This window comes from Streptomyces sp. NBC_01116, from assembly GCF_041435495.1.
Taxonomy (GTDB): Bacteria; Actinomycetota; Actinomycetes; order Streptomycetales; family Streptomycetaceae; genus Streptomyces.
This window is the reverse complement of record NZ_CP108644.1, coordinates 5,788,950-5,802,966: the sequence shown is the minus strand read 5'-3', so window position 1 is coordinate 5,802,966 and position 14,017 is coordinate 5,788,950. Positions and strand designations below refer to the sequence as shown.

The following is a 14,017-nucleotide window of genomic DNA, read 5'->3' as shown; positions in this document are numbered from 1 at the left end:
GCCTGACGCCTGACGCCTGACGCCTTCAGTCGACGACCTGACGGCCCTCCGGCTGCGCGCTGCACGAGGCGCGGAAGGTGCAGTGGGCGCAGTGGGTGCCGGTGGTGGGGGTGAAGCGTTCGTCCAGGACCTTTCCGGCGGCGGTGGCGAGCAGGCCGGAGACCCACTCCCCCGCCAGCGGCTCCTGGGCCTGAACCTTGGGGAAGGCGTCGCCGCCCTCCTTCCTGGGTGCGGGCTGGCGGAGCTGGACCAGCTCGGCTCCGCCCGGCTCGGGGCGGCGGCCGTCGAAGACCTCGTCGACCGCGCCCTCGCGGACGGCGAGCTGGTAGACGGCGAGCTGGGGGTGGGCGGCGACCTCGTCCTTCGTGGGCGCGCCCTTGCCGGTCTTGAAGTCGACGACGTACGCCCGGCCCTCGGCGTCCTGTTCGACCCGGTCCATCGAGCCCCGGATGCGGACGGCGTACTCGCCCGCCTCCAGGGTGACGTCGAAGTCGTGCTCGCTCGCGGTGGGTGTGCGGCCGCCGCGGTCCAGGACGTGCCAGTGCAGGAAGCGTTCCAGGGCGGCGCGGGCGTGGTCCTTCTCCTGTTCGGACTTCCAGGGGGCGTCGAAGGCGAGGCCGTTCCACACGGAGTCCAGGCGCTCCATGAGGACGTCGAGGTCGGCGGGGGTCCGGCTGGAGGCGACCTCGTCGGCGAGTACGTGGACGACGTTGCCGAATCCCTGCGCGGCGGTGGCCGGGGCGTCGGCCTTCACCTCGCGGCCCAGGAACCACTGGAGGGCGCAGGTGTTGGCGAGCTGGTCCAGCGCGCTGCCGGAGAGGGTGACGGGCTGGTCGCGGTCGCGCAGCGGTACGGCGGAGCGGGTCGGCTCCTCCAGGCCCCACCAGCGGTACGGGTGGGCCGCGGGCACCAGCGGCTGCCCCTCGTCGTCGGTGAGCGCGGCGAGCCGGGCCAGGCGGTGGGCGGCGGCCTCGCGCAGCGCGTCGGACGCGGCCGGGTCGACCGTGGTGGCGCGCAGCTCGGCGACGAGCGCGGCGACGGCGAGGGGGCGGCGCGGGCGGCCGGTGACGTCGCGGGGCTCGACGCCCAGCTCGGTCAGGAAGCGGGAGGGCTGGTCGCCGTCGTCGGCGGGGGCCTTCACGGCGGTGACGACGAGGCGGTCGCGGGCGCGGGTGGCGGCGACGTAGAAGAGCCGGCGTTCCTCGGCGAGCAGGGCGCCGGGCGTGAGGGGTTCGGCGAGTCCGTCGCGGCCGATCCGGTCGGCCTCCAGCAGGGAGCCCCGGCGGCGCAGGTCGGGCCAGACGCCCTCCTGGACCCCGGCGACGACGACGAGCCGCCACTCCAGGCCCTTGGAGCGGTGGGCGGTCATCAGGCGTACGGCGTCGGGGCGGGCGGTCCGCCGCGAGAGGGTGTCCGCGGCGATGTCCTGGGCGTCGACCTCTTCGAGGAAGTTGAGGGCCCCGCGCCCGCCGGTGCGCTCCTCGGCGCGGGCGGCCGTCTCGAACAGGGCGCACACCGCGTCGAGATCGCGGTCGGCGTTGCGCCCGCCCGCCCCGCCGCGCAGCGCGGCCCGCTCCAGCCTGCCGGGCCACGGCGTGCCGTTCCACAGGGTCCACAGGGCCTCCTCGGCGGTGCCGCCGCCTTCGAGGAGTTCGCGGGCCTTGCGCAGGAGCGCGCCGAGGCGCTGTGCTCCGTGGGCGTACGCCGGATCGTGGGTGACGAGCCGCTCGGGCTCCGCGAGCGCGCGGGCCAGGAGTACGTCGGAGGGTGCGGGGACCCGGATCCCGGCGGCGCGCTCCTCGTCACGCAGGGCCCGGCCGAGGCGGCGCAGGTCGGCGGCGTCCATGGAGCCGAGCGGGGAGGTGAGGAGGGTGAGGGCGGTCTCGGTGTCGAGCCAGAGGGCGGGGCTCGCCTCGGCCTCCTCCTCCGCATTGGCTTCCACCGCCGCCTTGGCCGCCTTGGCTTCCGCCTCCGCCTGGGCCTCCTCCTCGGCCTCCGGCTGATGCTCCGGTTCCTCCTCCGGCTGGTTCTCCGGCTGGCTCGCCGGCCGATCCTGCGCTTCCGCTTCGGCGGGGCCGTGGTGCAGCGCCGCCGCGGCGACCGTCCGCAGCGCCGTCAGCAGGGGGGCGACGGCCGGTTCGTGGCGCAGCGGCAGGTCGTCGCCGTCGACCTCCAGGGGGACGCCTGCGGAGGTGAGGGCGCGGCGGACGGCGGGCAGCGAGCGGCCTCCGGCCCGTACCAGCACGGCCATCTCCTGCCACGGCACCCCGTCCTCCAGATGGGCACGGCGCAGCAGGTCCGCGATGTTCTCCAGCTCCGTGGACGCGGTCGGGTAGGTGTACGTCTCGACCTGGCCGCCGTCCCGGACGGCGGCCGGATCGCGGTGGGCGCGGACCGTGTCGGCGGGGAGCCGGGTCAGGGGCATCCGGCGGGTGAGCAGCCGGGTCGCCGCGAGCAGTCCGGCCCCGGAGCGGCGGGAGGTGCTGAGGACGCCCACGGGCGCGGGGCCCCCGTCCGCCCGGCGGAAGGTGTCCGGGAAGTCGAGGATGCCGTTCACGTCGGCGCCCCGGAAGGTGTAGATCGACTGGTCGGGGTCGCCGAAGGCGATCAGCGTCCGCCCGCCGCGCGCGGCAGCCCCGCGCTCTCCGGCGTACCCCGGCGCGCGTCCCCGGTTGCCCGCCAACGCGTGCAGCAGGCGCACCTGGGCCGGGTCGGTGTCCTGGTACTCGTCGACGTACACCGCGTCGTAGCTCCCGGCCAGCCGCTCCGCCACCTCGGGGCGTTCGGCGAGCAGGACCGCGCGGTGCACCAGCTCGGCGTAGTCCAGGACGCCCTGGGCGTCGAGGATGTCCAGGTACTCGGCGAGGAACTGGGCCGCCGCGCTCCAGTCGGGGCGGCCGGTGCGGCGGGCGAAGGCGGCCAGCGCGTCCGGGCCGAGGCCCAGTTCACGGCTGCGGGCCAGCACGGCGCGCACCTCGTCGGCGAAGCCGCGGGTGGTCAGGCAGGACCGCAGCTCGTCCGGCCAGCGGACGTGGGCCAGTCCCTCCTTCTCCAGGTCGAGCTGGCCCGCGAGCAGCTCGCGGACGGTGACGTCCTGTTCGGGTCCGGACAGCAGGCGCAGCGGATCGGCGAACAGGTCGGCGTCCTGGTGGGCCCGGACCAGGGCGTAGCAGTACGAGTGGAACGTGGTGGCCTGCGGGCCCCGGGCCGCCCCGAGGCGCGCGGCCATCCGGTCGCGCAGCTCGACGGCGGCCTTGCGGCTGAAGGTGAGGACGAGGATGCGGGCGGGGTCGGCGCCCCGGTTCACCCGTGCGGCGACCGATTCGACGAGGGTGGTGGTCTTCCCGGTGCCGGGCCCGGCGAGGACCAGCAGCGGGCCGCCCGGGTGGTCAACCACAGCGCGCTGGCCTGCGTCCAGGAGGGGGGACTCCACGGACCCCGGCGGGGTGCGGACCAGGCGGTACGCGCCCGTGGTCCGCGGCCGTGACTCACGGTGCGGACTGTGCCGGGTGGAGGAGGAACTCACGTGGATCGCCGGTCCTGGTGGGTGTACGCGGGTGTACTGGTGATGGGTGACGGGTGACGGGGTCGGTGCAGACGGGGAAGAGGGAGGGGCGGAGCGTGCCGCGCGATGACGACGCTACGCCAGCGGCGGCGCGGAAGGCGGCGGCCGTGCTGCGTCACACGTCACGTGCGCTGTCGCTGTCACGTGCGCTGCCGCCGTCACGTGCGCTGTCGCGTCGGGCCACGGCCGCCGGAGGCCGATGGCGGAAGCTGTCAGGTGTGAGCTTTCTCGCCCGAACCGCCCGAACCGTCCGGGCCACCCGAGCCGTGCGGACCACCCGGACCGTCCGTGTCCGCGTCCCTGCCCGGACCGCGCCGCCCCTTCCCAGGTGCGGCCTCCGCCGGCGCGCCGCCGTCCCAGCGGGCGCGCCGCATGTCGATGCGCGGGATGTGCCCCTCCGCCTGCCGCGACGCCTCGCGCAGCGGGGTGCCCTCGGCGCGGTAGTGGTCCAGCGCCCGCAGCTCGTGCGCGGGGAGCAGCGTCCCGTCGGAGCGGACGACGCGCCACCACGGCACGGCCGATCCGTACAGCGCCATGACCCTGCCGACCTGGCGGGGCCCGCCCTCGCCCAGCCACTCCGCGATGTCGCCGTACGTCATCACCCGGCCGGGCGGAATCAGGTCGGTCACGTCGAGGACGCGCTCCACGTACTCCGGCAGTGCGGCACCCGTCGGTTCCGGCGGTCCGGCGCCGGTCGGGGCGGTGTCGGCCCCGCCCCCGGCCGTCTGGTCCTGGCTCATCCGCCCCATCCTGCCGTACGTGACCGACAGCCCGGCCGCAACGGTGTCCGCCCGGGCACACCGCGTGCACACGGGTGGAAAGGAGCGTATGTTGCGCTTCCCGCGCCCGTGCGATGCACCCTGATGCCCTCCTCCGTCTACGGGCCGTGCCACCATCATGCGGGCGGTGACCGGTGATACCAGAACACGAAGACGAACCAGAGGCGACGAAGGAGCAGGGCGTGCAGCCACCGAAGGCGGCGGACGCCTCCGATGCCGGGGAGCGCCCGCAGGGTGATCCCGAACCCTCCCGAGCAGCCCGCTCCGCCACCGGAGCCCCCCTGGCCGACGGCCCCACGACGTCCACCACCGGACATCTGGCCGGCTCGACGCCGGCCTCGGCCGAAGCCGCCCTGACCGACCGCGTCTCCGGCGACGAGCCGCTGCTCCCCGCCCGGGTGCACCGGCCCTCCGACCTGATGCGGCTGCTCATCGGGGTGCTCGCGATCGCGGTGCTGTTCTCGATCGCCGCGTTCGCCCAGGGCACCACCACCGGCCTGGAGGACGACATCTCCAAGGGCACCGAGCAGGCGCCCGATCTGTTGATCAAGATCGCCGGTCTGGTGTCCAGCATCGCCGTGCTGCTGGTGCCGGTCGCCTTCGCCATCGAACGCCTCATCAAACGCGACGGACTGCGCATCGCGGACGGCGTGCTCGCCGCCGTGCTCGCCCACGGAGTGACGCTCGCCACCGACCTCTGGGTCTCTCGGTCCGCGCCCGGCACCATCCAGGACGCGCTGACCCAGCCGCAGACGGCCGGCGGGCTGACCGACCCGGTGCACGGCTATCTCGCACCGGTCATCGCGTACATGACGGCGGTCGGGATGGCACGGCGGCCGCGCTGGCGCGTGGTGCTGTGGGTGGTGCTGCTGCTCGACGCGTTCGCGATGCTCGTCGGCGGGTACACCACCCCGTTCTCGATCATCCTCACCGTGCTGATCGGCTGGTCCGTGGCGTACGGGACGCTGTACGCGGTCGGCTCGCCGAACGTCCGCCCCACCGGCCAGCACCTGATGGCCGGTCTGCGGCACGTGGGCTTCCACCCGGTCGCGGCGATGCGCACCGAGGACGCACCGGACCACGCCGACCAGAACGACCGGGGGCGGCGCTATCTGGTCACCCTGGAGGACGGTCCCCCGCTGGACGTCACCGTCGTCGACCGGGAACAGCAGGCCCAGGGGTTCTTCTACCGGGCCTGGCGGCGGCTCACGCTGCGCGGGATCACCCAGCGGCGCTCGATCCAGTCGCTGCGCCAGGCGCTGGAGCAGGAGGCGCTGCTCGCGTACGCGGCCATCGCCGCCGGGGCGAACGCGCCCAAGCTGATCGCCACCTCGGAGCTGGGCCCCGACGCGGTGATGCTCGTCTACGAGCACATCGGCGGCCGGACGCTGGACTCGATGGAGGACGAGGAGATCACCGACGATCTGGTGCGCGGCACCTGGCGTCAGGTGAAGGCCCTCCAGTCACGGCGGATCGCGCACCGCAGGCTGACCGGCGACGCGCTCCTGGTGGACCGTTCCGGCCGGGCGTTCGTGACGGATCTGCGCGGCGGCGAGATCGCCGCCGGTGATCTGGTGCTGCGGATGGACGTGGCCCAGCTGCTGACCACGCTGGGGCTGCGGGTGGGGGCCGAGCGGTCGGTCGCCGGGGCGCTGGCCGTGCTCGGCCCGGACGCGGTGGCGGACTGCCTGCCGCTGCTCCAGCCGATCGCGCTGAGCCGCTCCACCCGGGCGACGCTGCGCCGGATCGCCCGCGAGCGTTCGCAGCGTGAGCGGGAGGCGGTGGTGGAGGCCTCGCAGGCGGCCAAGCAGGCGAAGGCGCAGGCCGCCGCGGAATCCGCCGGGGGTGCTCTCCCGGATCACGGCGCGGACCCGAAGGCCGAGCAGAAGGCGGAGCGCAAGTCGCTGCGGACCGAGAAGCAGGCCGAGAAGCGCGCCATCGACGACGCGCTGGAGGAGGCCCGCGAGGAGGATCTGCTCGCCCAGATCCGCCGTCAGGTGCTGCTGATCCGCCCGCAGGCCCCGGTCGAACCGGTCCGCCTGGAGCGCATCAAACCGCGCACCCTGTTCAGCTTCATCGCCGGGGCCATCGCCGCGTACTTCCTGATCTCGCAGGTCACCCAGGCCAACTTCGGGGTGGTCGTGGAGCAGGCGGAGTGGGGCTGGGTGGCGGCCGCCCTCGGATTCTCGGCGCTGAGCTACGTGGCGGCGGCGATGAGCCTGCTGGGCTTCGTGCCGGAGCGGGTGCCGTTCCGCAAGACGGTGCAGGCGCAGGTGGCCGGCTCCTTCGTGAAGATCGTCGCGCCGGCCGCCATCGGGGGCGTGGCGCTGAACACCCGCTTCCTCCAGCGCGCCGGGGTGCGCCCCGGGCTCGCGGTGGCGAGCGTCGGGGCCTCGCAGCTCTTCGGGCTCGGCGCCCACATCATGCTGCTGGCGCTGTTCGGCTATCTCACCGGCACGGAGCGGACCCCGGACTCGCTGACCCCGTCCCGGACGGTGATCGCCGGTCTGCTGACGGTCGCGGTGCTGGTGCTGGTGGTGACGGCGATCCCGTTCCTGCGGAAGTTCGTGGTGACCCGGGTGCGCTCGCTGTTCGCGGGGGTCGTGCCGCGCATGCTGGACGTGGTGCAGCGGCCGCAGAAGCTGCTCACCGGCATCAGCGGCATGCTGCTGCTGACCGGTCTGTTCGTGCTCTGCCTGGACGCCTCGATCCGGGCGTTCAGCGGCCCGGGCGTCCCCCAGCTGAGCTACGCGAGCATCGCGGTGGTCTTCCTGGCGGGGAACGCGATCGGCTCGGCGGCCCCGACGCCGGGCGGGATGGGCGCGGTCGAGGGTGCGCTGACGCTGGGCCTGATCGCGGTCGGCCTGCCGGCGGAGGTCGCGGCGCCCGCGGTCCTGCTGTACCGCGTGATGACGCTGTGGCTGCCGGTGCTGCCGGGGTGGATCTGCTTCAACCAGCTCACCCGCAAGGGCGAGCTGTAGCCGAGCCGGGGCGCGGCGGCGGCTGCGGGCCTTCCGCCACCCGCATGGACCGCGCCCGGCCGCGCTCCCCGGCGCCCCGCCGCACGATGGGGGCATGAGGACTTCCCCCGCTCTGCGTGCCGCCGCCCTCGCCGCCACCGCCACCGTGCTGCTGCCGCTGGCCGCCTGTTCGGACGACGGTGACGGGGAGGGAGGCTCGACCCCCACCGGGGCCTCGACCGCCTCGCCGTCCTCCACCCCCGAGGACCTGGCGTCGCAGCAGCTCGACTGGTCCCCGTGTCCGCCTCCGAACTCGGCCCAGGGCGGGGGCGAGTCACCGTCCCCGCTGCCCGGCGGCGTGGTGTGGGAGTGCTCCTTCATGGACGTGCCCCTCGACTACGCGGAGCCGGACGGCCGCACGATCGAGCTGGCGCTGGTGCGGGGCAGGGCCAAGGAGCAGAAGCGGCGGATCGGCTCGCTGGTGTTCAACTTCGGCGGGCCCGGCGCGTCCGGCGTCGCGACGCTGCCCGCGTTCGGCACCGAGTACGACAAGCTCCGCACCCGGTACGACCTGGTGAGCTTCGACCCGCGCGGGGTCGGTCGCAGCGAGGGCGTCGAGTGCGCGGACGACGCCCAGCTCGACGCCTTCTACCAGGAGGACTCCACCCCGGACGACGCGGCCGAGGAGAAGCAGTTCGTCCAGGGGCAGAAGGACTTCATCGCGGACTGCGAGGAGAACTCCGGCTCCGAACTCCCCTTCGTGGGCACGACGAACGCCGCCCGCGACATGGACCTGATGCGCACGGTGCTGGGCGACGACAAGCTGCACTACTTCGGCATCTCGTACGGCACGGAGCTGGGCGGCGTCTACGCCCACCTCTTCCCGGACAAGGTCGGCCGGGCGGTGTTCGACGCGGTCGTCGACCCCACGAAGGACGCCGAGCAGTCCTCCATCGGCCAGGCCCAGGGCTTCCAGCTGGCCCTGGACAACTTCACGAAGGACTGCGCGGAACGCGACGAATGCGCGCTGCCCGGAGCCACCCAGCAGGAGGTCGAGCAGGGCATCGCCGATCTGCTGGCCGAGCTGGAGGAGGAGCCGATCGACGGGCTCGGCGACCGGGCGCTGACGCAGACGCTCGCCACCACCGGCATCGCGTCCGCGCTCTACTCCAAGGAGACGTGGCCGCTGCTGGAACAGGGACTGGACGAGGCGGGCGGCGGAAACGGCGGGCTGCTCCTCGCGCTGGCCGATTCGCTGAACGGCCGCGCGGAGGACGGGCGGTACGACAACTCCAACGCCGCCAACATCTCCATCAACTGCGCGGACAACGAGCAGCGGTTCTCCCTGGAGCAGACGAAGGCTGCGCTGCCCGCGTTCCGCAAGGCGTCCCCGCTGTTCGGGGACTATCTGGGCTGGGGCCTGATGAGCTGCACCGGCTGGCCGGTGGCGGGCGCCTGGAAGACCCCGGACGTCGCTGCCCCCGGCTCCGACCCGATCCTGGTCATCGGCAACACCGGTGACCCGGCGACCCCGTACGCGGGCGCGAAGGCGATGGTGGAGAAGCTGGGCGAGGGCGTCGGCGTCGAGCTGACCTACGAGGGCGAGGGACACGGGGCGTACAACAGCAAGGACGCGTGTGTGCAACGAGCGGTCGACGGCTATCTGTTGAACGGTACGGTGCCGAAGTCCGGCGCCGTCTGCGGGTGACAGCGGCCCCCGACTCCCTTGTCATGTACGGCGGTTAGCATGGCCGCACATCACTGCCGCCCGAGGTGTCACCACCGGCTTCGGGCCAGAGGGCGTCGCGGACCCGACCCTGACCGACCTGACGCCCCGCCCAGGGGAAGGAAGCCGGATCATGTGTGCGCACCGTCGTGCCCAGCGGGCCGCCGTCAGGACAGGAGCGGCTCTCCTCGCGGCCGGACTGCTCGCCGGCTGCGGCCTGTCGAGCTCGGAGCCGGAGGCGAGCGAGCCCGCCGACGGCCGCCCCGGCGACGCCTCCGCCGCGCCCGCGCCCACGCCGACCGGCCTCCAGGACTCCCCCGGGGTGCCGGAGCCGCCCTCCTCCCTCACCTCGCAGCGCCTCGACTGGAAGCGCTGTCCGGCCCCGCGGGGCGGCGAGGCCCCCGGTTCCGCCTGGCGTTGCGCGCGTGTGGACGTACCGCTGGACTACGCGGAGCCGTCGGGCGAGACGCTCTCCGTCGCGCTGGTCCGCAAGCAGGCCCGCGACAAGGGGCGTCGGCTCGGTTCGCTGCTGTTCAACTTCGGCGGGCCCGGCGGATCCGGCGTCGGGGCGCTGCCTCGCTCGGCCGACGCGTACGCGAAGCTCAACTCCCGCTACGACCTGGTGAGTTTCGATCCGCGTGGGGTCTGGGCCAGCTCCGGGGTGCGCTGCCGCACCGACAAGGAGCAGGAGCAGGCCCACCGGAGCGTCGACGCGACTCCGGACACGGCGGCGGAGGAGGCCGCGTTCATCGAGGACGCCGCCGACTTCGGCGCCGGCTGCGAGCGCCGCTCGGGCGCGGTCCTGCCACACGTCGGCACGGTCGCCGCCGCCCGCGACCTGGACCTGATCCGCGAGGTCCTGGGCGACGAGAAGCTGTCCTACTTCGGCTTCTCCTACGGTACGGAGCTGGGCGGTACCTACGCGCACCTCTTCCCGCACCGGGTGGGACGCACCGTGCTGGACGCGGTCGTCGACCCGACGGCCGACGGGACCGGGCACGCCCGGAACCAGACCACGGGCTTCCAGCGCGCCCTGGAGAACTACCTCAAGGACCGCGGCCAGGACCCGGAGGCGGGCTCCGAGCGCATCGCCCGGCTGCTGGCCCGCATCGACCGGAGCCCGCTGCCGACCGACTCGGGCCGCGAGCTGAGCGAGTCGCTCGCCATCACCGGCATCGTCGCCCCGCTCTACTCCGAGTCGAGCTGGCCCGCCCTGACGGCCGCGCTCGACGAGGCGGAGAACAACGGCACGGGCACCGGCCTGCTCCGGCTCGCCGACTCGTACAACGGCCGCGACGGGCAGGGGCGTTACGACACCCAGAGCCACTCCCAGCGGGCGATCTCCTGCGCCGACTCCACGTCCCGTCCCACCGTGGACGAGGCCCGTGCGCTGCTGCCGGAGTTCCGGAAGCTGTCACCGGTCTTCGGCCCGTTCCTGGCCTGGGACACCGCGGGCTGGTGCGCCCAGTGGCCGGTCGAGGGGGAGAACGAGACGCCGGAGACCAGCGCGCCGGGTGCGGGCCCGATCCTGGTCGTCGGGACGACCGGCGACCCGGCGACCCCGTACGAGGGGGCGCGGCGGATGGCGGACGAGCTGGGCGAGGGCGTCGGCATCCTGCTGACCAACAAGGGCGAGGGGCACGGGGCCTACGGCGGCAACGACTGCGTGACCTCGACGACCGACGCCTATTTCCTGGACGGGAAGGTCCCGGAGGACGGCACGACCTGTTCGTAGGAGGGCCCGGGAGTCCGGGCACGCGGAAGGGACCGGCCCGCGCGTGCGCGGACCGGCCCCTTCCGTACGTACGGCTGCGGTACGGAACGCTCTAGTAGACCGGCTTCTCCGGCTCGATCTGGTTGACCCAGCCGATCACGCCGCCGCCGACGTGCACCGCGTCGGCGAAGCCCGCGGACTTGAGGACCGCGAGGACCTCGGCGCTGCGGACGCCCGTCTTGCAGTGCAGGACGATGCGCCGGTCCTGCGGGAGGTCCTGGAGGGCGGTGCCCATGAGGAACTCGTTCTTCGGGATCAGCTTCGCGCCGGGGATCGAGACGATCTCGTACTCGTTCTTCTCGCGGACGTCGATGATCTCGATCTTCTCGTCGCCGTCGATCCACTCCTTGAGCTGCTTGGGAGTGATCGTCGCGCCGAGCGCCGCCTCCTGCGCCTCCTCGGACACGACGCCGCAGAAGGCCTCGTAGTCGATGAGCTCGGTGACGGTGGGGTTCTCGCCGCAGACCGCGCAGTCGGGGTCCTTGCGGACCTTGACCTGGCGGTACTGCATCTCCAGGGCGTCGTAGATCATCAGGCGGCCGACCAGCGGGTCGCCGACCCCGGCGAGCAGCTTGATGGCCTCGGTGACCTGGATGGAGCCGACGGACGCGCAGAGCACGCCCAGCACGCCGCCCTCGGCGCAGGAGGGGACCATGCCCGGCGGCGGGGGCTCGGGGTAGAGGCAGCGGTAGCAGGGCCCGTGCTCGGACCAGAACACGGAGGCCTGGCCGTCGAAGCGGTAGATCGAGCCCCAGACGTACGGCTTGTTCAGCAGCACCGCGGCGTCGTTGACGAGATAGCGGGTGGCGAAGTTGTCCGTGCCGTCCACGATCAGGTCGTACTGCGCGAAGATCTCCATCACGTTCTCGGCTTCGAGCCGCTCTTCGTGAAGGACCACGTTGACGTACGGATTGATGCCCAGCACCGAGTCCTTGGCGGACTCCGCCTTGGACCGGCCGATGTCGGCCTGGCTGTGGATGATCTGGCGCTGCAGGTTCGACTCGTCGACCTCGTCGAACTCCACGATGCCGAGCGTGCCGACACCGGCCGCGGCCAGGTACATCAGGGCCGGCGAGCCGAGGCCGCCGGCGCCGACACACAGCACCTTGGCGTTCTTCAGGCGCTTCTGTCCGTCCATCCCGACATCCGGGATGATCAGGTGGCGGGAGTACCTGCGGACCTCGTCGACGGTGAGCTCAGCAGCTGGCTCGACCAGGGGTGGCAGCGACACAGGAACCTCAACAATGCAGGTGGTCGGATTCTACGTAGACCGGCTTCTTACGGTCGACTACGTACGGTTGTTCTCCCCGTAACACTGCCACGCCCCTTCTCATTCCGAGATACCCGGTCCGATCCGCGAGACGATTTCGTCCCAGTACCTGGGCAGCGCGGCGAATGGGTCGCTTTGTCCGCTTCGCTCGTCCAGGTCGGTCCGGTCGGTCCGGTCGGTCCGGTCGGTCCGGTCGGTCCGGTCGGTCCGGTCGGTCCGGTCGGTGAAGAAGATCGTCCCGGCGCCCTGCCAGCGGGCGATGCGCATGGCCTCCTCCAGATGGGTGCGCGGCACCCCGTGGACGAAGTGGGCGAACCGCTCCGGCGGATAGTCGGCGGTCCACTCGGCCACCTGTGACCAGCGGTAGTCGGTCCAGGGGCCCTGGAAGGTGACCAGCTGGTCCGCCGCCTCCGCGTACCCCGGATACGGGTGAGTGCCGTGGCCCAGCACCAGGCGGCCCCCGTCGTCGGCGCTGTCGCTCTCCGCCAGCAGGGCGTGGAGCGTACCGGTGAGCCGGCGCACGGCCGGCAGCCCGGCCCGCTCGGTGGGACACCGGGCGAGGTAGAAGCCGCTGATCCGGTACCAGTCGATGAAGGACCGGGCGTCCGCGATCAGCTCCTCGAACGGCCGCTCGCCCCGGGCCAGGTCGAGATGGCCGAGCAGCCTGCCGCCGGAGGCCCGGACGGCGTCGTCCGGGGAGCAGCCGTGCAGGGCCCGTTCGCGGGCGTTGCGCAGCCTGCCCGCCGCCTCCAGGCAGTGCGGGTCGGGCCGGGAGCCGGGGCCGTCCGCGATGTTGAGGACGGCCCAGTGCAGCGGCGTGCCGGGGCGGACCAGCTCGGCCCATTCGGCGGGGGCGAGCAGGGGGTGGGCGTAGCCGGGGACGCCGAAGCCGAGCTGTTCGCCGCCCGCGGTGCGGCGGGCGGCGGCAAAAGCAGTCAAATGCGGCACGCGGCCTCCATCCAGATGTCCGCGAGGGATTCCTCCAGATTGATCCGGGGCCGCCAGCCGAGCCGGTCCCGCGCGGTGCGGACGTCGGCCTGCTGCCAGGCTCCGCAGCCGTCGGGATAGGGCGACGGGGTGGCGGAGAGGTGCTCCATGACGGATTCGGCGGAGGTGCGCGGGGCACCGATGGGCAGGCGCGCGGGGGGCGTGTCCAACTCGTGGAGCGCGCCCGCGTACCCGGCGACTCTCGCCAGGACGGAGGCGGCGTCACGCAGGCGGACGGCCCGCCCGGTGCCGATGTTGACGACGCCCTGGGCGGCGGAGAGCGAGGCGGCGTGGACGGCCCGCGCCACGTCCCGTACGTCGACGAAGTCCCGCTGCACGCCGAGGCCGCTGAGCTTCAGCTCGCCGTCGCCGGACTGCATGGCCCGGCGCATCGCCTCGGCGAGCCGGCCGAGCGGGGAGCCGGCCGGGGTGCCGGGCCCGACGGGCGAGAAGACCCGCAGGACGACGGCGTCGAGGCCGGAGCCGAGGACCAGTTCGGTCGCGGCGAGCTTGCTGACGCCGTACGGGCCGCCGGGGCGCGGGACCGCGTCCTCGGCGGTGGAGGACCCGGGCTGCGAGGGCCCGTACTCCGAGGCACAGCCGACCTGGACGAGCCGCGCCCCGCAGCCGCTGCGGCGCAGCGCCTCGCAGACGGTGGCGACGGCGACGGTGTTGTGCCGGGTGAGATCGCGGGCCCCGCCGCGCGTGGCGCCCGCGCAGTTGACGACGACTCCGGGGTGGACGGCGTCCAGGAAGCGGGTGAGCGCCCCGGGGCTGCCGCCCGCGAGGTCGAACCGGACGTCGGCGTCGTCGCCGCGGCCGAGCGCCGTGAGGTGGACGGCCGGGTCGGCCAGCAGACGGTCGGCGACGAAGCGGCCGAGGAATCCGTTGGCTCCGAGCAGCAGCACCCTCATCGCGCACCGCCTCGGTGCCGACGGCTGACTGCCGGTGCGGGG

8 protein-coding genes are annotated in these 14,017 nt (G+C 73.6%); 3 read left to right on the top strand and 5 right to left on the bottom strand.

The features are described from left to right. Positions 1-25: 25 nt before the first annotated feature. Positions 26-3,526: an ATP-dependent helicase gene (locus tag OG245_RS25660; protein WP_371625800.1), complete on the bottom strand. Its 3,501-nt coding sequence runs from the start codon at positions 3,524-3,526 to the stop codon at positions 26-28. Positions 3,527-3,777: 251 nt separating this feature from the next. Then, complete coding sequence (locus OG245_RS25655; RefSeq protein WP_371625799.1) at positions 3,778-4,305, bottom strand: MGMT family protein; 528 nt, start codon at positions 4,303-4,305, stop codon at positions 3,778-3,780. Between the two features lie 221 nt (positions 4,306-4,526). On the opposite strand from OG245_RS25655, the gene OG245_RS25650 reads away from it, so the two are divergent. The 3 genes from OG245_RS25650 to OG245_RS25640 all read left to right on the top strand — a co-directional run bounded on the left by OG245_RS25650 (position 4,527) and on the right by OG245_RS25640 (position 10,765). Further along, entirely contained in the window at positions 4,527-7,325 is a 2,799-nt protein-coding gene (locus OG245_RS25650) for a lysylphosphatidylglycerol synthase domain-containing protein (protein WP_371625798.1), read from the top strand. 94 nt (positions 7,326-7,419) lie between these two features. Beyond that, positions 7,420-9,012, top strand: a complete 1,593-nt coding sequence (locus OG245_RS25645; protein WP_371625797.1) for an alpha/beta hydrolase — start codon at positions 7,420-7,422, stop codon at positions 9,010-9,012. 151 nt (positions 9,013-9,163) lie between these two features. Beyond that, positions 9,164-10,765: an alpha/beta hydrolase gene (locus OG245_RS25640; protein ID WP_371625796.1), complete on the top strand. Its 1,602-nt coding sequence runs from the start codon at positions 9,164-9,166 to the stop codon at positions 10,763-10,765. 91 nt (positions 10,766-10,856) lie between these two features. On the opposite strand, the gene moeZ is transcribed toward OG245_RS25640, so the two are convergent. The 3 genes from moeZ to OG245_RS25625 form a co-directional block, all read right to left on the bottom strand. Beyond that, positions 10,857-12,035, bottom strand: coding sequence for an adenylyltransferase/sulfurtransferase MoeZ (gene moeZ, locus OG245_RS25635; protein ID WP_103507873.1), 1,179 nt, complete (start codon positions 12,033-12,035; stop codon positions 10,857-10,859). A 99-nt stretch (positions 12,036-12,134) separates the two neighbouring features. After that, positions 12,135-13,022 carry a spherulation-specific family 4 protein gene (locus OG245_RS25630; protein WP_371625795.1) on the bottom strand — a complete coding sequence of 296 codons (888 nt, stop codon included), beginning with the start codon at positions 13,020-13,022 and terminating at the stop codon, positions 12,135-12,137. Beyond that, positions 13,010-13,975 carry an NAD-dependent epimerase/dehydratase family protein gene (locus tag OG245_RS25625; RefSeq protein WP_371625794.1) on the bottom strand — a complete coding sequence of 322 codons (966 nt, stop codon included), beginning with the start codon at positions 13,973-13,975 and terminating at the stop codon, positions 13,010-13,012. The genes OG245_RS25630 and OG245_RS25625 overlap by 13 nt, the downstream gene beginning before the upstream one ends. Positions 13,976-14,017: the final 42 nt, after the last annotated feature.

Excerpts from the sequence above, each read along its gene's own strand:
- OG245_RS25625 (WP_371625794.1), bottom strand. The coding sequence starts at position 13,975 with ATGAGGGTGCTGCTGCTCGGAGCCAACGGATTCCTCGGCCGCTTCGTC.
- OG245_RS25645 (WP_371625797.1), top strand. The coding sequence starts at position 7,420 with ATGAGGACTTCCCCCGCTCTGCGTGCCGCCGCCCTCGCCGCCACCGCC.
- OG245_RS25640 (WP_371625796.1), top strand. The coding sequence starts at position 9,164 with ATGTGTGCGCACCGTCGTGCCCAGCGGGCCGCCGTCAGGACAGGAGCG.
- OG245_RS25655 (WP_371625799.1), bottom strand. The coding sequence starts at position 4,305 with ATGAGCCAGGACCAGACGGCCGGGGGCGGGGCCGACACCGCCCCGACC.